The organism is Micromonospora antibiotica, assembly GCF_017599305.1.
GTDB classification, from domain to species: domain Bacteria; phylum Actinomycetota; class Actinomycetes; order Mycobacteriales; family Micromonosporaceae; genus Micromonospora; species Micromonospora antibiotica.
Window position 1 is genome coordinate 1 of the sequence record NZ_JAGFWR010000017.1, and the last position, 20715, is coordinate 20715.

Here is a 20715-nt window from a genome sequence, read left to right on the forward strand (position 1 = left end):
GCTCCTCATCGAGGACCCTGCCCATTGATGATCTTTGTGTGAGAACTCAGATCATGGACAGGGTCCTCCCCATTCCGCTAGACCTCCACCACCACGAATCCCCCCGACGGTCAAAACACGAGGGTATGCCTGTGAGGCATAAATATGCCTCACAGGCATACCGGTCACTACGGGAAGCGTGCTCCCCCGCTCCGGCAGCCGGGGAAGGCCGGGTCGACCCGTCGAACGTGAACGGTTGTTGCGATAGTTGACGGCGATCGCTGTGGGGTCGACGCCGGCTCCCGTCGGTGGGTGGGTGGCCCGGGTGTGGGCGGTGGCTTGACGGGTCGACTGCTCGGCAGGGCGGCAGGGCGGCAGGGCGGTGGGGCGGTGGGTCCACGGGGCGGTGGGCAGCGGGGCGGCGGCTTGACGGGTCGGCGGCTCGGCAGGGCGGCGGGGCGGTGGGTCCACGGTCCACGGGTCGGTGGGGCGGCGGGTCGGTGGTTCGGCAGGTCGGTGGTTCGGTGGGTCGACGAGGGGAGAGGTCGATGTTCGCCTGGTGGGGGCGGGTGGTGGTGCGTGCCCGGTGGGTGGTGCTGGCCACCGCCGGGGTGCTGGTGGCCGTCGGGGCCACCTGGGGCGCCGGGGTGTTCGGGGAGCTGACCGGGGGCGGGTTCGACGACCCGTCGAGCGAGTCGAGCCGTACCGTGCAGCGGGTCACCGCCGAACTCGGCCGGCAGGGTGCCGACGTGATCGTGCTCTGGTCCAGCGGCACCGCGTCCGTCGACGACCCGGAGTTCCGCGACCCGGTCACCTCCACCGTGGCCGGGCTGCGCCAGCGCGCCGAGGTGGCCGAGGTGACCACCTGGTACGACACGCCCGCGCCCGCGTTCGTCGCCGAGGACCGGCGGGCCACCTACGCGCTGGTCAAGCTGACCGGCGGTGACGAGGACGCCCGCTCGGCGCAGTTCACGGCGCTGCGCCCCGCGCTGGACGCACCCGGGCTGCGTACCGACGTCGGCGGGCTGGTGGCGTTCCAGGCGGAGGCCACCACCCAGAGCACCGAGGACATCACCCGGGCCGAGTTGCTGTCCATGCCGGTGCTACTGGTGCTGCTCGTGCTGATCTTCGGCGGGTTGGTCGCCGCCGGCACCCCGCTGCTCGTCGGCGGCCTGGCCATCCTCGGCGCATTCGTGGCGGTACGCCTTGTCAACCTCGTCACCGACGTGTCGATCTTCGCGATCAACGTGATCACCCTGATCGGGCTCGGGATGGCGGTGGACTACGCGCTGTTCATCGTCAGCCGGTTCCGGGAGGAGTTGGCCGCCGGGCACGGCACCGCCGAGGCGATCCGGCGCACCATCCTCACCGCCGGCCGTACCGTGTTCGTCTCCGGGCTGACCGTCGCGCTCGCCATGGCCAGCCTGCTGATCTTCCCGCAGCCGTTCCTGCGGTCGATGGGCTTCGGCGGGATGGCCGCCGTCCTGATCGCCATGCTGGCCGCGCTCACCGTGCTGCCGGCCCTGCTGGTGGTGCTCGGCCACCGGGTGGACGCGGTGCGCGTACCGCTGCCGTGGCGGCGGGGGACGCGGGGTGCGCGGCGGGCCCTGGGTGACGAGGGTGGTGCCTGGGCCCGGATCGCGCGCAGCGTGATGCGCCGGCCGGCGCTCTACCTGGTGGGGGTCGCGGTGCTGCTCGCCGTGCTGGCCACCCCGTTCGCGCGGATCACCTTCGGCGGGGTCGACGAGCGGGTGCTGCCGGCCGACGCCGCACCCCGGGTGGTCTCCGAGCGGATCGCCGCCGAGTTCCCCGGCGGCACGATCGCCCCGATCGAGGTGCTGGTCTCCGGGGCTGCCGCCGACGCGGTGCGACCGTTCGCCGACCGGATCGCGGCGCTGCCCGGGGTGACCGGGGTCCAGGTCACGGCGGCGAAGGGGGAGTCGACCCTGCTGTCGGTGAGCTACCCGGGGGAGCCGACCGGCGACGACGCCCGCGACCTGGTCCGGACGCTGCGCGACCTGCCCGGCCCGGCCGGGGCGCAGGTGCTGGTCGGCGGGCGGCCCGCCGCCGACGTGGACCTGCTGGACAGCCTCGGCGACCGGTTGCCGTGGATGGCCCTGCTGATGGCCGGCGCGACCCTGCTGCTGCTGTTCCTCGCCTTCGGCTCGGTGGTGCTGCCGGTCAAGGCGGTGCTGATGAACCTGCTGTCGATCGGCGCGTCGTTCGGCGTGGTGGTCTGGATCTTCCAGGACGGCCACCTGGCCGGTCTGCTCGGTTTCACCTCCACCGGGTTCATCGAGCCGAGCAACCTCATCCTCATGCTCGCGGTGCTGTTCGGGCTGGCGACCGACTACGAGGTGTTCCTGCTGAGCCGGGTACGCGAGGAGTGGGACCGCACCGGCGACAACAGCGCCTCGGTCGCCACCGGCCTGCAACGCACCGGCCGGATCATCACCGCCGCCGCGCTGCTGCTGATCATCGTGGTGGCCGGCTTCACCACCGGCGGGATGGCCTACATCAAGCTGATCGGTGTCGGCATGATCGTGGCGATCGTGGTGGACGCGACCCTGGTCCGGGCGCTGCTCGTGCCGGCGACCATGCGGCTGCTGGGCCGGTGGAACTGGTGGGCCCCGGCACCCCTGGCCCGGCTCTGGGCCCGTTACGGCCTGCGCGAGACCGACGACCCGGCGGACCCGCCGACGACCCCGGACACGTCCGCGTCGGCGTCGCCCGTGCCGTCGCCGCCCGCCCCGCCGGTGCCGCCCGCCCCGGCGGCGGGCACCCGGGGTGGGTCGGCGGATGCCTCGGGCTGGTTCACCGTGGCCGACGCGGCATCGACGCCTGCGGACGCGCCCCCGGAGCCGGACGTCGACCCCGAGCCGGCGGTCGACCCGGAGGCGGACGTCGACCCGGAGGCGGCGGCGCGGCGGACCCGCCAGCGGGACAACGCGAGGGTGGCCGAGTAGCCGGCCAGCACGATCACGTGGAACAGGTAGAGCCACAGCAGCACCGCGACGCCGGCCCCCACCGGGTCGAAGCCGCCGAACGGGACACCGAGGTCCAGCGGGAGCGAACAGAACAGCACGAAGCCGTGCAGGAAGCCGGAGAGGTTGGCGGCGGTGAACGAGCCGACCGCCAGCGTCGACAACCAGTCCGGTGAGGCCGGCCCGACCACCCGGAACACCCACATCAGCACCGGGGTGAGCACCAGCCACACCGCCAGGAACGACAGCACGATGCCGAGGGCGGCGACCCAGCCGCCCTGCCGGATCAGCCGGGTGGTGGTGGGCAGCGCGATGAGGATCGACAGCAGCAGGGCGGGGGCGGGGGCGAGCAGCGGCAGCAGCAGCAACCGCCCCCGCCAGCCGACCAGCGACTCGTCCGGGTTGGGGGCGACGGCCACGGAGACGAACGCCCGGCGCAACCCCTCACCGTAGAGTGAGGCGGGCAGCAGGGAGGCCAGCGCCAGCAGCGGGGTCAACTGCACCCCGGCGTTGACCAGCGCGTCCACCGCCTCGGGCGCACCGATCGCGTCCGGCAGCGTCTCCACGGCGTACGCGGTGAGCCGGCGTACCCGGTCCGCGCCGGCCAGCAGCGAGGTCAGCCAGATCGCCAGCAGGGCCACCGGCACCACGGCGATCGCCCCGTAGAAGGTGATCGCGGCGGCGTGCAGGGAGAGGTCCCGCCCGCGTACCGGCCGGAACGCGGCACTGGTGATCCGCTTCGTACGCTGCCATGCGTCGCCCATCGTGGTGTTCTTCCCCCTCACGTCCGTCGGCACGCATTACGATCCCGCGACATGACCGTGCTCACCACCGACCGGCTGATCCTGCGGAACTGGACCGACTCGCCGGCCGACCTGGCCCGGATCTTCGACATCTACTCCCGCAACGAGGTGGTGCGCTGGCTGGGCGCGGCCCCCGGTCTGCCGTTGACCGACCCGGCGCAGGCGGCCGACCGGTTGGCGCTCTGGCGGGCCCGGCACGCCGACCATGGCGACCGGTACGGCACCTGGGCGGTGCAGGTGCGCGACACCGGCCTGGTGGTCGGCACGATCCTGCTCAAGCCGTTGCCCGGCCGGGACGAGCAGGTGCCCACCGCCGACATCGAGGTGGGTTGGCACCTGCACCCCGACTCGTGGGGCCACGGCTACGCCACCGAGGCGGCCCGCGTCCTGGTCGACCGGGAACTCGCCACCGGCACCGGGCGGGTGTACGCGGTGGTGGCCCCCGGCAACGGGGCGTCGATGGCGGTGGCCCGCCGGCTCGGGATGACCCACCTGGGTCGGCGCACCGACTGGTACGGCGGTGAGGAACTGGAGACCTTCGTGCGCCGGGCGCTCCCGGGCTCCCCAGGTGGCCGATAGCCACCTCAGGCGGTCATTAGCCCGCAATCCGGACGACATCTTGCGGTATTGATTGACGTCGTCCTATTCTCGCTTGTGGAAAGCGCTTTCCAGATGCTCAGTGCGGGTGTCCCGGCGAGTTCTGCTGCCGCCGGAGGCACCAGTTCGCCGTGCGCGGCAGCACGGTGAGCGGGTCGATCCGGTACCCCGGCGCAACCACCCTGGCCGACCGGCGACTCCGCCCGACGGCCGCGAAGGCCCGGCCCGTCCCCGGCGCGCAGAGGTTCGCAGGACCACCACCATCACCGCCGCCCGGCCGGGCACCACACCAGGCACCACACCCCCCGGCAGCGGCACCACCACCAGGTACTGAGAAAGGTGACGCGAGGATGAGACGACCAGTTGCACGACGAGTCCAGGCGGGGCTGGCCACGGCCGCCGTCGGTGCCGCGATCTGCGTGGCCCTGCCGGTGCACCAGGCGTCGGCGGCGGCCGGCAGCGCCAGCGGCTACGCCACCCAGAACGGCGGCACCACCGGCGGCGCGGGCGGCCAGACCGTCCGGGCCAGCACGGGCACCGCGATCCACGCGGCCCTGTGCAACCGGGCCAGCAGCAGCACCCCGATCGTCATCGAGGTGCAGGGCACGATCAACCACGGCAACACCACGAAGGTCTCCGGCAACAGCTGCAACACCGCAGCCGACAAGATCGAGCTGAAGGAGATCAGCAACGTCACCATCGTCGGGGTCGGCAGCGGTGCGGTCTTCGACCAGCTCGGCATCCACATCCGCGACTCCCGCAACATCATCATCCAGAACGTGACCGTGCGGAACGTCAAGAAGTCGGGCTCGCCCATCTCCAACGGCGGTGACGCCATCGGCATGGAGAGCAGCGTGCGCAACGTCTGGGTCGACCACACCACGCTGGAGGCGTCCGGCGGCGAGTCGGCCGGTTACGACGGGCTGTTCGACATGAAGGACGACGTCCAGTACGTGACGCTGTCGTACAGCATCCTGCGCAACTCCGGCCGGGGCGGCCTCATCGGCTCCAGCGAGAGCGACCGGGGCAACGGCTTCGTCACCTTCCACCACAACCTCTACCAGAACATCGACTCCCGTACGCCCCTGCTGCGGGGCGGGATCGCGCACATCTACAACAACTCGTACGTGCAGCTCAACGAGTCGGGGATCAACTCCCGGGCCGGTGCGCGGGCCAAAGTGGAGAACAACTACTTCAAGAACTCCCGGGACGTGCTGGGCACCTTCTACACCAGCGAGGCCGGCTACTGGCAGGCCAGCGGCAACATCCTGGACAACGTGACCTGGTCCAGCCCCGGCAGTGAGACCAACCCCGCCGGCCCGGGAATGCCGTCCAACACCAGCGTCAGCATCCCGTACTCCTACCGCCTCGACGGGGCGAGCTGCGTGCCGGACATCGTCCGGCAGACGGCCGGCGCGAACACCGGCCTCAAGGAGTCCAACGGAAGCTGCTCGCCGACCACGCCGACCCCGACCACCCCGGGACCGACCACGCCCGCGCCGACCACGCCGGCCCCCACCACCCCCGCCCCGACCACCCCGCCGCCCACCAGCAACCCCGGCGGGACCAACCTCAGCATCGGCGCCGGCTCCGACGGCTCCAGCAAGGCCAGCGGTACGAGCTACGGCGACGTCCGCGACGGCAACATGGGCACCTTCTGGTCGCCGGCCGGGTCGACCGGTGACATCTCGATCAAGTGGGGCTCGGCGACCGGCATCTCCTCGATCAACATCCGGGAGGCGTCGGGCTCGGCCGGCAGCATCACCTCCTGGCAGGTCCTCAACGGCGACACCGGCGCGGTGCTGGCCTCCGGCAGCCGGGCCGGCGTGATCACCTTCGCCCGGACCTCGCTCAAGAAGGTCACCTTCCGGATCAACAGCTCTGCTGCCACCCCGAAGGTCGCCGAGTTCGAGACCTACGCCTGACCACTGCTCCCGCGCCGCCCGGGGCGGTGATCGCCGCCCCGGGGGGTGGTCGCTGTCCCGGGGGGTGGTCGCCGTCCCGGGGGTGATCGCCGTGCCCGGAGGGTGATCGCCGTCCCGGGGGTGATCGCCGTCCTGGGGGTGATCGCCGTGCCCGGAGGGTGATCAGTGGGGCCGAGGTGGCGGTGTCCGGTCGGCGTGGACACCGCTACCTCGGCCCCGGTGTGTTGATCAACCCGCGTCGGCGGGTGCGGCCGAGGAGCCGGTCGATGGCCGGCCGTGGCGGGTACACGCGAGAAACCGGGCGAGGTAGGCGGCCGGGTCGACCGTGCCGGTGCCGACCCGCAGCGCATCGTTGATCGCGTCGCGCCCGCGCGGTCGCGTCCGCCCCCTTGCCCCCGCCCCCTTGCCCCCGCGTCCGCGCCCCCGCGTCCGCGCCCCCGCGTCCGCGCCCCCGCGTCCGCGCCCCCGCGTCCGCGCCCCTTCGCGTCCGCGCCCCCGCGTCCGCGCCCCCGCGTCCGCGCCCCTTCGCGTCCACGCCCCTGCGTCCGCCCCCCTGCGTCCGCGCCCCTTCGCGTCCGCGCCCCTTCGCGTCCGCGCCCCCGCGTCCGCGCCCCCGCGCCCCCGCGCCCCCGCCAAGGTCGTGCTATTTCCATGTTGTAGTGGCATCCCTGCGCTACGAGGCCACTACAACATGGATCGAGCACGATCTTGGCAGGGGCGTGGCGTGGTGTGGGCACAGGAGCGTGGGTGCGGGGCGGTGGTGTCGTAATGGGCGGGATTGTCGCGGTTACCTGCCGCTGACCACGGAGATGCCGTTCAACATGACACGGTTTCATCTGGACAAGCCTGTCCGCCGTGCTGGCTCCCGGCGTGGTGATCGACCCAGTGGGTCGATGTGGGGGTAGTCGACTGGCGCGGACACCCCCATGTCGGCCCCGTTGTGTCGACCAGGGCGCGGGACCGGGTGGGGGACGGGCTGACCGAGACGCACCGGTGGTGCGACGGCCCGGTGGCAGGGCTGCGGCGATTAGGCTGGGGCCGGCAGGATGTTCCGCTGAGGGGGTGAGCCCGGATGGCCCAGGCCGCATTCGCGCCCGAGCCGGCACCGCAGGCACCCGACCCGACGTCCCCGTCGCCTGAGTCCAGCGGCCAGTCGCAGGGGCCGACCGACCGGCCGACCGGGCCGTCGTTCGATGTGCTGCGCTGGCACGACGAGCCGTGGACCGCCCAGCTCGCCCTCGACCTGTTGCCGGAGACCAACGGTCCCAAGGTTGAAGTCCTGAGCGGAAGCGTGATCGTGACCCCACATGCCGGAATCGACCACCAGTCGGTCGAGCGAGAACTGCCTTATCTGTTGCACCGTGCGGCACGCCGAGCCGGCTACTGGGTGTACCCCGAGATCAATCTGATCTCGGGCAAGGACCTTTACATCCCGGATATCGCCGTGCTGCGCTCCTCCGGTGGTGGGCGCGCGGCGATCGACATTCGGCAGGCGGTGCTGCTGGGGGAGATCGTGTCACCCGGCAACCGGCGCAAGGACGTGATCGACCGACCCCGGGAGTACGCCGCCGTCGGGGTTCCCTTCTTCCTCCGGGTCGACCTGCGCAACCGCGTCCCCACCCTGGCGCTCTACGAGCTGGCCGACGGGGAGTACCGACCGACGGCCGCTGCCGCAGCGGGGACGACTTTTGTCATGACACGGCCATTCGCGTTTTCTCTCGATCCGGCCGAGCTCCTGGACGAAGCGGCACCTCTCGGCGGGGAGGTGGGGCCGATCGGCGGGGATGAGGCGGCCGGGGAGGGGGACGTCGAGCGGTGAGGCTCCCAGCGGGAGTACAGCGGGGCCGGGGCAGAATGGCCGCGTGACAACTCCCCGGGATCTCGTACTGCTCGGCTCCACCGGCTCGATCGGCACCCAGGCGATCGACATCGTCAGGCGCAACCCGGACCGGTTCCGGGTGGTGGCGCTCGGTGCCGGCGGCGGCAACGTCGAGTTGCTCGCCACCCAGGCCCTCGAGTTGGGCGTGGACGCGGTCGGGGTGGCCAAGGCGTCCGCCGCGCAGGATCTCCAGCTCGCCTTCTATGCCGAGGCGAGTCGGCGCGGCTGGGCCACCGGGGACTTCAGGCTGCCGAAGATCATTGCCGGTCCGGACGCCATGACCGAGCTGGCGCAGTGGCCCGGCGACGTGGTCCTCAACGGGGTGGTCGGGTCGCTCGGGCTCGCGCCGACGCTGGCCGCGCTGCGCTGTGGTCGTACCCTCGCGTTGGCCAACAAGGAGTCGTTGGTGGCCGGCGGCCCGCTGGTGAAGGCCGCGGTGACGCGGCCGGGGCAGATCGTGCCGGTGGACTCGGAGCATTCGGCGCTGGCCCAGTGCCTGCGCGGCGGCACCCGCGGCGAGGTACGGCGGCTGGTCGTCACGGCCAGCGGCGGACCGTTCCGGGGGCGGCGGCGCGACGAGCTGACCGCTGTCACCCCGGAGCAGGCGCTGGCCCACCCGACGTGGAACATGGGCCCGGTCGTCACGATCAACTCGGCCACCATGGTCAACAAGGCGCTGGAGGTGATCGAGGCGCACGAGCTGTTCGACGTGCCCTACGCCGACATCACCGTGATGGTGCACCCGCAGTCGGTGATCCACTCGATGGTCGAGTTCGTCGACGGCTCCACCCTGGCCCAGGCGAGCCCACCGGACATGCGGCTGCCCATCGCGCTCGGCATCGGCTGGCCCGACCGGGTGCCCGACGCGACCGCCGCCGTGGACTGGACCACCGCCCACACCTGGGAGTTCGCCCCCCTCGACGACGAGGCGTTCCCGGCGGTGGCGCTGGCCAAGGCGGCCGGCGAGGCGGGTCGCAGCCGACCGGCGGTCTACAACGCGGCCAACGAGGAGTGCGTGGCGGCGTTCGTCGCCGGCCGGTTACCGTTCCTCGGCATCGTCGACACCCTGGAACGGGTGCTGGAGGAGGCCCCCGATTTCGGTGAACCGGGTACGGTCGAGGACGTACTCGCCGCCGAATCGTGGGCGCGCGCGCACGCGCAGGAGATCATCGCGGGGTCGGGGAAGGAAGCCTGATGCTTTATCTGCTCGGGGTGGTGGTGATCGCCCTGGCGATCCTCATCTCGGTGAGCCTGCACGAGGCCGGTCACATGCTGACCGCCAAGGCGTTCGGCATGAAGGTCACCCGCTACTTCGTCGGCTTCGGGCCGACCATCTGGTCGTTCCGCCGGGGTGAGACGGAGTACGGCCTCAAGGCCATCCCGCTCGGCGGCTTCTGCAAGATCGTCGGTATGACGCCGCAGGACGACGACGTCGAACCCGGTGACGAGAAGCGGGCCATGTGGCGTTACCCGGTCTGGAAGCGGACGATCGTGATGTCCGCCGGCTCGGTCACCCACTTCGCGCTGGCGATCATCGCGATCTGGCTGGCCGCCATGTTCATGGGCCTGCCCAACAAGGACCTGCCCAACCCGCTGCCGGCGCACGTCAAGGTCGTCGACTGCGTCATCACCACCGACGCCGCCCGCGAGTGCGCCCCCGGTGACCCGGTCAGCCCCGCCAAACAGGCCGGGCTGCGCGACGACGACAAGATCGTCGCGGTGAACGGGGTCGCCGTCGCCGACTACACCGCGCTGGTCAAGACCGTCCGCGACCTCCCGCCGGGCCAGCCCGCGACCATCAGGTACGAGCGCGACGGCGTGGCCGGTGAGGTCCGCGCCGATCTCGCCGCCGTGCAACGCAAGCCGCTCGACGACCCCAACGGGGCCCCGGTCACCGTCTCCGCCCTCGGCGTCGCCGGCCCGATGCTCCCGCCCGGTGTCCCGGCGAACGTCACGTACGGCCCCGTCGAGGCCATCCCGGCCACCGCCGGCTACACCAAGGACCTGGCCGTCGGCACCTACGAGGCGCTCAAGCGGATCCCCGACAAGATCCCCGCCCTGTGGACCGCCGTCACCGGCGGTGAACGCGACAAGGACACCCCGATCAGCGTCGTCGGGGCCAGCCGGCTCGGCGGCGAAGCGCTGGAGAACGGCGTCTGGCAACTGCTGGTCCTGCTGTTCATCTCGCTGAACTTCTTCGTCGGCGTGTTCAACCTGCTGCCGCTGCTGCCCCTGGACGGCGGCCACATCGCCATCGCCTGGTTCGAACGGGCCCGCTCCTGGCTCTACGCCCGGATCGGCCGGCGCGACCCGGGCCGGGTCGACTACCTCAAGCTGATGCCCATCACGTACGCGGTGATCCTCATCGGTGGGGCGTTCACGCTGCTCACCGCCACCGCGGACATCGTCAACCCGATCACGCTCTTCACGAGGTGAGTGCCCAAGTGACCGCTGTCAGTCTCGGTATGCCCGCCGTACCGCCCCCGCCGCTCGCCCCGCGCCGGGTCAGTCGCCAGATCATGGTCGGTTCGGTGCCGGTCGGTGGGGGTGCCCCCGTCTCGGTGCAGTCGATGACGACGACCCTCACCTCCGACGTCAACGCCACGCTCCAGCAGATCGCGGAGTTGACCGCGTCCGGTTGTCAGATCGTCCGGGTGGCCGTGCCCAGCCAGGATGACGTGGAGGCGTTGCCGGCGATCGCCCGCAAGTCGCAGATCCCGGTGATCGCCGACATCCACTTCCAGCCGAAGTACGTCTTCGCCGCGATCGACGCCGGTTGTGCGGCCGTCCGGGTCAACCCGGGCAACATCCGCCAGTTCGACGACAAGGTCAAGGAGATCGCCGCAGCGGCCTCCGCCGCCGGTACGCCGATCCGGATCGGCGTCAACGCCGGCTCGCTCGACAAGCGGCTGCTCGCCAAGTACGGCAAGGCCACCGCCGAGGCGCTCGTCGAGTCGGCGCTGTGGGAGTGTTCGCTGTTCGAGGAGCACGGTTTCCGGGACATCAAGATCTCGGTCAAGCACAACGACCCGGTGGTGATGATCCGGGCGTACCGGCAGCTCGCCGAGCAGTGCGACTACCCGCTGCACCTGGGGGTGACCGAGGCGGGCCCGGCGTTCCAGGGCACCATCAAGTCGGCCGTCGCCTTCGGCGCGCTGCTCGCCGAGGGCATCGGCGACACGATCCGGGTGTCGTTGTCCGCCCCGCCGGTCGAGGAGATCAAGGTCGGCAACCAGATCCTGGAGTCGCTGGGCCTGCGCGAACGCGGCCTGGAGATCGTCTCCTGCCCGTCCTGCGGCCGGGCCCAGGTGGACGTCTACAAGCTCGCCGAGGAGGTCACCGCCGGCCTGGAGGGGCTGCCCGTCCCGCTGCGGGTCGCCGTGATGGGCTGTGTGGTGAACGGGCCCGGCGAGGCCCGCGAGGCCGACCTGGGTGTCGCCTCCGGCAACGGCAAGGGGCAGATCTTCGTCAAGGGGCAGGTCGTCAAGACCGTCCCCGAGGGGCAGATCGTCGAGACGCTGATCGAGGAGGCGCTGCGGATCGCCGACGAGATGGGCGCGGAGATCCCCGAGGAGCTGCGCGACCTCGTCCCCGGCGCCACCGTCACCGTGCACTGATCCACCGTCGACGAAGGCGGCCCTCCCACCGGGAGGGCCGCCTTTTTCGGGTACGGGGTCGAGCGTCGTCGGGATGCCCGGTGATCCGGCATGGGGTCGTGGTGGTCCGGGTCGGGGTCGTGGTGGTCCGGCCTGGGCCGGGTGTTTGGTGGTGGTTCGGCCACCGGGTCGTGGTGCCCAGGCTGGGGCTGTAGTGACCCGGGCCGGTTGTTTTGTGGCGGCCCGGGTCACCAAGTCGTGGTGACCCGGTCCGGGCTGATGGTGGTGGTCCGGGCCGGCGGGCGGGGTTCGCCGTGCCGGGCCCGGACGTCGCGGCTGGCCGGTGGCGGGTGGCCGGGTCGCCGGGTGGCCGGGTCGCCGGGTCGTGCCCGGCGGTCACTCGGATTCGGCGAGGATCGCGTACAGCTTGCGTCGGGTCTCGTCGAGCACCTGGGCGGCGCGTTCCCGCTGGTCGTCGGTGCCGGTCATCATCACCTGGCGCAGCGCGTGCATGGCCTGCGCGCCCGCGTCGCGGATGTCGTGCCAGCTGTTGACGGTGTCCTCGGCGAACTCGGCCCAGGGCGGGGTCTGCGCGGCCGTGGTGGCCTCGTCCCGGCCGGCGTCGGTCAGGCCGAACCGCTTACGCCCGCCGCCGGCCGGGTCGGTGCTGGCGGCGATGACGCCCTCGTCCTCCAGCAGTTGCAGGGTCGGGTAGATCGACCCGGGGCTGGGCCGCCAGGCCCCGCCGGTGCGGGAGTCGATCTCCTGGATCATCTCGTAGCCGTGCATCGGCCGCTCGGTGAGCAGGGCCAGGACGGCGGCCCGGACGTTGGGGCGGCGTCCCCGGCCGCGCCCGCGACCACCCCGGACGCCGCCCCAACCCCCGTGCCCGTGCGGGCCGGGTGGCATGGGCGGGAAGCCGAAGCCGCGTTGCCGTGCCTCTTGCAGGGCCTGCATCCGTCGGTGGAATCCCATCGTGTCGTTCCTTCCGTGGAGTGTCGCTGATGCATCAACGATATATCGCCAACGTGTCGTCGGCAAGAGTGTTCACGATGAGGCCCGGTTCCGGTCGACTGTCGTGCGGCTGCGCCGGTCGCCCGGCGGACCACCACCCGCATCTGGCAGGCTGGAACCGTGCTGACGGTGCCCGTACGCCAACTGGGAGAATCGGAGCGCCGCGCGGTCGAGCGGTTGCTCGACCTCGACCCGTTCGCGGGCGCGCAGGTCGCCGAGCGGGTCTCCGCCCGAGGGCTGGCCTGGTGGCGGGCCGAGGGGCGCATCCTCGGCTACGGCACCCGTCGCAACCTGGAGTCGATCTGCTGGCTCGGCGGCAACCTCACCCCGATCCTCGCCACCGAGTCGGCGGTCGCCGCCTTCGCCGAGCAGCTCTCCGGCGAGGAGCGGCTCTGCTCGTCCATCGTGGGGCGGGCCGACGCGGTGCTCGGACTCTGGGACCGGCTCGCCGACCACTGGGGGCCGGCCCGTGACGTACGCCCCAACCAGCCGTTACTGGCCACCGACACCGCGCCCCCCATCCCGGCCGACCCCGAGGTGCGCCGGGTCCGGCCCGACGAGGTGCCCCGCCTCTTCCCGGCGGCGGTCGCCATGTACGCCGAGGAGGTCGGCGTGTCACCGCTGGCCGACGACGGCGGCCGGGCCTACCGCCGGCGGGTCGAGGACCTGGTCCGAGCCGGTCGGGCGTACGCCCGCATGATCGACGGGGAGGTCGTGTTCAAGGCCGAGCTGGCGGTGGTGACCCGCCGGACCGCCCAGATCCAGGGGGTCTGGGTGGCACCGCAGTGGCGGGGCCGTGGCATCGCCACCGCCGCGATGGCCGCCGTGGTACGCGACGCGCTGCTCCGGGTCGCCCCGACGGTCAGCCTCTACGTCAACGACTTCAACCTCCCCGCGCGCCGGGTCTACCAACACTGCGGCTTCCGCCCCGTAGGCACCCTCGCCACCATCCTGTTCTGACCGCCCCACCCCTCCCACCTCCCCGAACACCCCACCCCCAACCCTCTAGCCCCCCACCCCCAACCCTCTAGCCCCGTCCCGCCCCCGCCCCCGCCGCTCACCGGCTCGTCCCGGTGATCAAGAGCTTTAGGTCAGTTGATCAAGAGGTTTGCGTCATTTTGAAGATCAACTTTGACGTAAATCTCTTGATCACCGGGGTGGGGTGGGGGGTGGGGTGGGGAGAGGGCGGGGTGGGAAGGGGTTGGGGGGAGAGGGGAGGGGAGGGTGGGTGGTAAATGCGTTGAGGGGAGGGGGGCGGGGGGTCAGGCTGGGGGGTACCGCCACCCCGAGTTCCGGAGGGAATCGCCATGCGCCTGCTCCGTGATCTCTGGGCGTCCGCGCCACGTCGGATGACGGTCGTGATCGTGCTCGTCGTGTTGGGGGCAGCCGGTCAGGCCGCCGCCTCGGCGGTCGCCGGCCCGGTGCTGGTGCACCGCTCGGCCGGCTGGTTCGTCGCGTTGGTCGTCGCGTTGGTCGTGGCAGTCTTCGGCGAGTTGGTGATCGCGCTGCTGATGGCGGGCATCACCGCCGACTGGTCCGCCGACGTGCGTCGCCGGCTCTGCCGGGTCGCTCTCGGGCAGGACCTGCCGACCCTGGAGGGCACCCCGGTCGGCGAGCTGCTCGACCGGATCGACAACGACGTCTACCAGGTCGCCTCCGAGCTGCGCAACACCGGCGTACGGCTGGTGCAGGGTCTGGTGCTCTGCCTGCTCGCCACGCTCAGCGCGCTGTTCGTCTGGTGGCCGGCCGGAGTGGCGATGCTGCTGCTCACCGTGCTGCTCATCGTGCTGCTGCGCCGTCCCACCGCCGCCATCGCCCCGGCCCGGATGTTCGAGGAGGAAGCCTGGTCCGACCTGGCCGCCGTGATGGAGGAGGCGGTGCACGGCCAGGACGACGTCCGCACCAGCCTCGCCCAGCCGTACGTGCTGCGGTTGTACGCCCGCCGGGCGGCCGAGGTGCTGAACCGCTGCCGCCGGGTCTTCCTGATGTCGGCGCGGGTCACCGCCGTCGCCGCCGGTGCCATCCGGGTCGGGATCGCCGGGGTGGTGCTCGCCGGGGCGTGGGCGTTGACCACCGGCCGGGTCGACGGGGCCCGGTTGACCGCGATCTGGCTGCTCGCGTTGAGCTTCGGCGCGACCGTCGAACATCTCGCCCGCTGGGTGCCGCACCTGCAGTACGCCCTCGGCGCCTGGGCCCGGGTGCTGCTGCTCTCCGACGCCCCGCAGGAACCCTCCGGCGGGGTCACCCCCACCGACGGCGACCTGACCCTGCGCGGTCTCACCTTCCGCTACCCGGCCACCGGCGAGGACGAGCGGGCGCCCGCGCTGCGCGACGTCCGGCTCAGCTTCGTCCGGGGACGGTCGTACGCGTTGGTCGGGCGGACCGGTTCGGGCAAGTCGACCCTGACCAAGGTACTCACCCGGGCGGTCGAGGTGCCGCGCGGCACGGTACTGCTCGGCGACACCGACCTGTGTGACCTGGACGTCGAGGAACTGCGTCGGTGGATCGCGGTGGTGCCGCAGCGTACCGAGATCCTCGCCGGCACCCTCGCCGAGAACGTGGCCTTGTTCGACCCGGACCTGCTCGACGCCGCCCCCCGGGCGCTGGCCGAGCTGGGGCTCACCGGCTGGGTAGCGGAGCTGCCCGACGGCATCCTCACCCGGCTGGGTGAGGGCGGGTACGTGCTCTCCGCCGGCCAGGAGCAGTTGGTGGCGTTCGCCCGGATCCTGGTCCGCGATCCGCACGTGGTGGTCCTCGACGAGGCCACCGCGCGACTCGACCCGGTCACCGAGATCCGGGTACGCGAGGCCACCGAACGCCTGCTCACCGACCGGATCGGCATCATCATCGCGCACCGGCTCTCCTCCGTGCGGCGCTGCGACGAGGTGGTGGTGATGGCCGACGGGGCGGTCCTGGAGGCGGGGCCGCTGCACTCCTCGGCCCGCTTCGCCGAGCTGCTCGCCAGCAGCCGTGCCGCCGCGTACACCCCGGTGGGTTCGGCCCCGACGGGTACCGCCCGGGGCGGGGTGGACCTGCTCGACGGCCCGGGCCCCGCCTGGCCGCAGGCCGACGTCTCCGGCGGCACCTGGCCGCAGGCCGATGCCTCCGGCCCCGCCTGGCCGCAGGCCGACGCCTCCGGCCCAGCCTGGCCGCAGCCCGGCCGGCCGGGCGACCTGTACCCGGACGGGCCCGACACCCCCTGGGCGGACGCCGCCGCGCCGAACCGGGCCGCGCCGAACCGGGCCGAGACGGACGGCATCACGGCGGACGCCACCAGGCCGGACGGCATCACGACGGAGGCCACCGGGCCGGACGGCATCACGATGGAGGCCACCGGGCCGGGCGGCACCGGGCCGGGCGGCACCGGGCCGGGCGGCACCGGGCCGGACGGCACCGGGCCGGATGGCGGCATCACGGCGGACGGCACCGGGACGGGTGGCGACGGGCCGGGGCGGGCCGGTGTCGAGGGGGCCGGGGTGTCCGGGCGGGCGGCGGTGGCCGTACCCAAGGGGGACCCGCCGCCGCTGCCACCCCTGCCGCCCACCCGGACGATGCGGGAGATCCTGCGGCTGGGCCTGAACGACCCGCGCTTCGGCCTGCTCTCGGTCGCGCTGTTCATGGTGATCACCGTGCTCGGCCTGGACGGCACCGTGCTGCCCTGGCTCTGGGCGGACGTCGTCGACGGCGGCGACCCCTGGCTGCCGGCGATCGGCATCGCCGCCGCGCTGGTGATCGTGCTGCCGCTGCCCTACTGGACCAACCTGCGGTTCCCCCAGTGGTGGGTACGGCAGATGCTGCGGATGAGCCTGCGGCTGGTGCACGGGCAGACCGGCCCGCGCCGGTCCAGCCGGCACACCCCGGCCGAGGTGGTGGCCCAGAGCGGCGACACCGAACGGGTCGTGCAGCTCGCCGACAACCTGATGGACCAGCTCATCGCCCTGGTGACCCTGGTGACCATGACGTTGGTCACGGGCAGCCTGGTGCCGGCGTTGTTCTTCGTCGGCACGATGGCCGTATCGGGGCTGGCCGCCACCCTGTTCGGCCCCCGGTTGGAGCGTTCCGCCCGGGACACCGTGGCCGCCCGTGCCGCCTTCGCCACCGCGCTGGTCTCCTCGCTGTCGGCAGCCCGTACGGTCAAACTGGCCGGTGCGACCCGCCCGGTGCTCGACCACCTCTCCGCCCTGGACCTGGTCCGCAGCGACCGGCAGCGGCGGGAGATCGCCGCGCAGGTGTGGGCCCGCTCCACCCCGTCGGTGGCCAGTGGCCTGCTGCCGATCGCCGCCTGGGCGCTCTACCTGACCGGCGGGCTCTCCGCCGGTGCCACCCTGGTCGCCGTCTCCACCCTCGGGGCGGCCCGCTGGTTCGCCTGGACCACGGCGTCCCTGGTCTCGCAGTACCCGTCGGCGCGGGTGTGGACCCGGCGGACGGTGGCGATGACCGGGATCGGGGCGTACTCGGCGGAGGTGCCCGGGGTGGACATCGCCGCCGGTACCGCTCCCGCGCCGGAGCCGCCGCCGCGCCGGCCACTGCGCCGGCTGGAGCTGACCGGCTACGGGGCACTGCACTCCGACGGCACCCTCGCCGTGCGGGACGTCGACCTGACCGTCGACCGGGGCCAGCTGGTGCTGGTGGTCGGACCGGTCGGGTCCGGCAAGTCGTCGCTGCTGCGGGCGCTGGCCGGGATCGTGCACCACGTCGGTGAACTGCGTTGGAACGGCGACCCGGTGACCGAACCGGAGCTGTTCCTGCGCCCCCAGCAGGTCGGTTACGTCGGGCAGCTGCCCCGGGTGCTCTCCGGCACCGTCGCCGACAACATCGCCCTCGGGCACGACGTGGACGCGGCCGGGGCGGTGAGCACCGCCCAACTGGAGCACGACCTGGCGGGTGGGGGTGGGTTGGGGCTGCTCATCGGGCACAAGGGCACCCGGCTGTCCGGCGGGCAGTTGCAGCGGCTGGCGCTGGCCCGGGCGCTCGCCCCGCGTACCGAACTGCTGGTCGCCGACGACGTGTCGTCCGCCCTGGACGTCACCACCGAGCTGGCCCTGTGGGCGGCGCTGCGCGAGCACGGGGTGACGGTGGTCGGCTCCACCTCGAAACGGGCGGCGCTGGTCCGCGCCGACCACGTGGTGGTGCTCATCGACGGCACGGCCGTCGCCCAGGGTCCGTGGCGTGACCTGGAGGACGACTGGGGCCACCTGGCCGGCTGACCAGGTCACCCGCGTCCTGCATCCCGCGCCCGCCCGCTCGCGCCACCCGGGATCGGGGAGAGTTGTTGTCGCTGGAGCGACAACAACTCTCCCCGCAGTGGTCGACGCAGGCCGGTCGGCAGACGGTCAGAAGGCGCGGGCGTACGGGTCGGGCCAGTCGGGGGTGACGCCGAGCTTCGCGGCGGCGCGGCGCGGCCAGTACGGGTCGCGCAGCAGTTCCCGACCGAGCAGCACCAGATCGGCCTCACCGGCTGCGACGACCTCCTCGGCCTGCTCCGGCTCGACGATGAGGCCGACCGCACCCGTCGGCACGCCCGCCTCGCGGCGGATCTGGGCGGCCAGCGGCACCTGGTAGCCGGGACCGACCGGGATGGCCGCCCGGGCCGACGCCCCGCCGGAGGAGACGTCCACCAGGTCCACCCCGGTCGCGGCCAGCTCGGCGGCGAGCGCGACGCTGTCGTCCGCCGTCCAACCGCCGTCGACCCAGTCGGTGGCGGAGATCCGGGTGAGCACCGGCACCTGTTCGCCGACGGTGGCGCGGACCGCGCGGGCCACCTCCAGGGTGAGCCGCATCCGGGCGGCCCGGTCGCCGCCGTACCCGTCGGTGCGGTGGTTGGTCAGCGGGGACAGGAACTCGTGCAGCAGGTAGCCGTGCGCGGCGTGGATCTCCACGACGGCGAAGCCGGCGTCGACGGCCCGGCCGGCGGCGGTGGCGAAGGCCGACACCACCCCGGCGATCCCGGCCTCGTCGAGCGCCGTCGGCTGCCGGTAGTCGGGCAGGAACGGTTCGGTCCCGGGCCCGACCGGCGTCCAACCGCCCTCGGTGTCGGGCACCCCGCCGCGTTCGGCCGCCCACGGCCGCCAGGTGCTGGCCTTGAAGCCGGCGTGGGCGAGCTGCACGGCGGGCACCGCCCCCTGGCCGGCGACGAACGCGGTGACCGGACGCCACGCGTCGACGTGCGCGTCGGACCAGATGCCGGTGTCCTGGGGGCTGATCCGCCCCTCGGGGACGACCGCGGTGGCCTCGGTGACGATCAGTCCGGCACCGCCGACGGCCCGGGAGCCGAGGTGCACCAGGTGCCAGTCGGTGGGCAGGCCGTCCGGGCCGGCGCTGTACTGGCACATCGGGGCCAGGGCGATCCGGTTGGGCAGGGTGACGCCGCGCAGGGCGAGCGGGGTGAACAGGGCACTCATGCGAGTGATCCTCCGGTAGGGGCTGATGGCGGTGCAGGACGGGGGAGGGACAGCAGCCGTCGTGGTCAGGCGGGTGCCGGCGTCAGGTCGTCGCGGCGGACCGGCCGGTCGGCGGTGCCGTCGGCGTCGGTCAGGTCGGCGTCGGTCAGGTCGCGCCGGCCGGCGTTGGCGTAGGCGTCGCGGTCCAGGATGCCCTCGCGGGCGGCCACGATGGTCGGCACGACCGCCTGCCCGGCCACGTTGGTGGCGGTGCGGATCATGTCCAGGATCGGGTCGATGGCCAGCAGCAGACCGGCTCCGGCCAGCGGCAGGCCCAACGTGCTCAGGGTCAGGGTGAGCATGACGATGGCACCGGTCAGGCCGGCGGTGGCGGCCGAACCGACCACCGAGACGAAGGCGATCAGCAGGTAGTCGCCGACGCCGAGGTCCACTCCGAAGACCTGGGCCACGAAGATCGCGGCGAGCGCCGGGTAGATCGCGGCGCAGCCGTCCATCTTGGTGGTGGCACCGAACGGCACCGCGAAGGAGGCGTACTCGCGGGGGACGCCGAGGCGCTCGACGGAACGCTGGGTGACCGGCATGGTGCCCACCGAGGAGCGGGACACGAAGGCCAACTCGATCGCCGGCCAGGCTCCGGCGAAGAACCGCAGCGGGTTGAGCCGGCCGGCGGTGACCAGCAGCAACGGGTAGACCACGAACAGGACGATGGCGCAGCCGACGTAGACGGCGGTGGTGAACTTCGCCAGCGGGGCCAGCAGGTCCCAGCCGTACGCGGCGACGGCGTGGCCGATCAGCCCGAGGGTGCCGATCGGGGCGAGCCGGATCACCCACCACAGCGCCTTCTGCACGATGGCCAGCACCGCGCGGTTGAGCTCGACGAACGGTTCGGCAGCCGCACCGACCAGCAGCGCGGCGGCACCGACGACCAGGGCGAGGAAGACGATCTGGAGGACGTTGCCCTCGACGAACGCGCCCACCGGGTTGGTCGGCACGATGCCGGTGAGGAAGTCGGTCCACGAGCCGGTGGTCTTCGGGGCGGTCGCGCCACCGACGTCCAGGCTCACCCCCCGGCCCGGGTTGGTGAGCAGACCGATGCCGATGCCGAGGCTCACCGCGATCAGCGCGGTGACGCCGAACCAGAGCAGCGTCCTCAGCGCCAGCCGGGCGGCGTTGGCCACCCCGCGCAGGCTGACCACGCTGACCACGATCGCGGTGAAGACCAGCGGCGGGACGGCCAGCTTGAGCAACTGGACGAAGAGCCCGCCGACGGTGTCGAGGGTGCCGGCCAGCCAGGCCAGGTCGCCCTCGCGGGCGAGGAAGCCCAGCGCCGCGCCGAGCACGAGGCCGAGCAGGATCTGGGCGGAGAAGGGGAATTTGCGCAGGGTGGAAGCCATCAGGATGAGTCCAAGGTCGGTAGGGGTCGGTCGGTGGGCGCGTCAGGAGCGCGGCTGCGCCGGACAGACTCCACTGGCCTGGCGTCGGAGGTCGACGTACAGGCGCACGGTGAGGTGCCAGACATTGGTCATCGCCTGTCGAC

The 20715-nt window shown here is 72.6% G+C and carries 12 protein-coding genes and 1 pseudogene; 9 read left to right on the forward strand and 4 right to left on the reverse strand.

Features of this window, described 5'->3' with window-relative positions:
• The first annotated feature begins 527 nt into the window (after positions 1-527).
• Positions 528-2945 carry an MMPL family transporter gene (locus tag JQN83_RS23220; protein ID WP_208569273.1) on the forward strand — a complete coding sequence of 806 codons (2418 nt, stop codon included), beginning with the start codon at positions 528-530 and terminating at the stop codon, positions 2943-2945.
• On the opposite strand, the pseudogene JQN83_RS23225 reads toward JQN83_RS23220, so the two are convergent.
• Positions 2894-3727, reverse strand: a pseudogene (locus JQN83_RS23225) (YhjD/YihY/BrkB family envelope integrity protein); the annotation flags it as partial. The gene JQN83_RS23220 and the pseudogene JQN83_RS23225 overlap by 52 nt on opposite strands.
• A 51-nt stretch (positions 3728-3778) precedes the next feature.
• Here JQN83_RS23225 and JQN83_RS23230 point away from each other — a divergent pair.
• From JQN83_RS23230 to ispG, 6 genes are all read left to right on the forward strand, one after another.
• Entirely contained in the window at positions 3779-4345 is a 567-nt protein-coding gene (locus JQN83_RS23230; RefSeq protein ID WP_208569274.1) for a GNAT family N-acetyltransferase, read from the forward strand.
• 368 nt (positions 4346-4713) lie between these two features.
• Positions 4714-6288 carry a pectate lyase family protein gene (locus JQN83_RS23235; RefSeq protein ID WP_208569275.1) on the forward strand — a complete coding sequence of 525 codons (1575 nt, stop codon included), beginning with the start codon at positions 4714-4716 and terminating at the stop codon, positions 6286-6288.
• A gap of 1072 nt (positions 6289-7360) precedes the next feature.
• Positions 7361-8107 carry a Uma2 family endonuclease gene (locus tag JQN83_RS23240; RefSeq protein WP_208569276.1) on the forward strand — a complete coding sequence of 249 codons (747 nt, stop codon included), beginning with the start codon at positions 7361-7363 and terminating at the stop codon, positions 8105-8107.
• Between the two features lie 43 nt (positions 8108-8150).
• Positions 8151-9362 carry a 1-deoxy-D-xylulose-5-phosphate reductoisomerase gene (gene dxr / locus JQN83_RS23245; protein ID WP_208569277.1) on the forward strand — a complete coding sequence of 404 codons (1212 nt, stop codon included), beginning with the start codon at positions 8151-8153 and terminating at the stop codon, positions 9360-9362.
• Positions 9362-10603, forward strand: a complete 1242-nt coding sequence (locus JQN83_RS23250) for a M50 family metallopeptidase (protein ID WP_208569278.1) — start codon at positions 9362-9364, stop codon at positions 10601-10603. The genes dxr and JQN83_RS23250 overlap by 1 nt, the downstream gene beginning before the upstream one ends.
• 8 nt (positions 10604-10611) lie before the next feature.
• On the forward strand, positions 10612-11784 hold the full coding sequence (gene ispG / locus JQN83_RS23255; protein ID WP_208569279.1) for a flavodoxin-dependent (E)-4-hydroxy-3-methylbut-2-enyl-diphosphate synthase: 1173 nt from the start codon (positions 10612-10614) through the stop codon (positions 11782-11784).
• A gap of 375 nt (positions 11785-12159) precedes the next feature.
• Here ispG and JQN83_RS23260 read toward each other — a convergent pair whose 3' ends face one another.
• Positions 12160-12738, reverse strand: a complete 579-nt coding sequence (locus JQN83_RS23260; protein WP_208569280.1) for a PadR family transcriptional regulator — start codon at positions 12736-12738, stop codon at positions 12160-12162.
• Between the two features lie 159 nt (positions 12739-12897).
• Here JQN83_RS23260 and JQN83_RS23265 point away from each other — a divergent pair, with 159 nt between their 5' ends.
• On the forward strand, positions 12898-13737 hold the full coding sequence (locus JQN83_RS23265; RefSeq protein WP_208569281.1) for a GNAT family N-acetyltransferase: 840 nt from the start codon (positions 12898-12900) through the stop codon (positions 13735-13737).
• Between the two features lie 347 nt (positions 13738-14084).
• The gene (locus JQN83_RS33290; protein WP_244253044.1) at positions 14085-17984 is read left to right on the forward strand and encodes an ATP-binding cassette domain-containing protein; all 3900 of its coding nucleotides are present in this window, start codon (positions 14085-14087) and stop codon (positions 17982-17984) included.
• Positions 17985-18110: 126 nt separating this feature from the next.
• Here the strand turns inward: JQN83_RS33290 and JQN83_RS23280 are convergent, their stop codons facing one another.
• Both JQN83_RS23280 and JQN83_RS23285 read right to left on the reverse strand, forming a co-directional pair.
• Positions 18111-19178 (reverse strand): NADH:flavin oxidoreductase/NADH oxidase, encoded by a 1068-nt coding sequence (locus tag JQN83_RS23280; protein ID WP_208569282.1) that lies wholly within the window; start codon positions 19176-19178, stop codon positions 18111-18113.
• A 65-nt stretch (positions 19179-19243) separates the two neighbouring features.
• Entirely contained in the window at positions 19244-20560 is a 1317-nt protein-coding gene (locus JQN83_RS23285; RefSeq protein WP_208569364.1) for a dicarboxylate/amino acid:cation symporter, read from the reverse strand.
• Positions 20561-20715 lie beyond the last annotated feature (155 nt).

What these genes read in the sequence shown, in the direction of transcription:
- JQN83_RS23230 (WP_208569274.1), top strand. Translation starts at nt 3,779, where the DNA reads ATGACCGTGCTCACCACCGACCGGCTGATCCTGCGGAACTGGACCGAC.
- JQN83_RS33290 (WP_244253044.1), top strand. Translation starts at nt 14,085, where the DNA reads ATGCGCCTGCTCCGTGATCTCTGGGCGTCCGCGCCACGTCGGATGACG.
- JQN83_RS23250 (WP_208569278.1), top strand. Translation starts at nt 9,362, where the DNA reads ATGCTTTATCTGCTCGGGGTGGTGGTGATCGCCCTGGCGATCCTCATC.
- JQN83_RS23235 (WP_208569275.1), top strand. Translation starts at nt 4,714, where the DNA reads ATGAGACGACCAGTTGCACGACGAGTCCAGGCGGGGCTGGCCACGGCC.
- JQN83_RS23220 (WP_208569273.1), top strand. Translation starts at nt 528, where the DNA reads ATGTTCGCCTGGTGGGGGCGGGTGGTGGTGCGTGCCCGGTGGGTGGTG.
- JQN83_RS23280 (WP_208569282.1), bottom strand. Translation starts at nt 19,178, where the DNA reads ATGAGTGCCCTGTTCACCCCGCTCGCCCTGCGCGGCGTCACCCTGCCC.
- JQN83_RS23240 (WP_208569276.1), top strand. Translation starts at nt 7,361, where the DNA reads ATGGCCCAGGCCGCATTCGCGCCCGAGCCGGCACCGCAGGCACCCGAC.
- JQN83_RS23260 (WP_208569280.1), bottom strand. Translation starts at nt 12,738, where the DNA reads ATGGGATTCCACCGACGGATGCAGGCCCTGCAAGAGGCACGGCAACGC.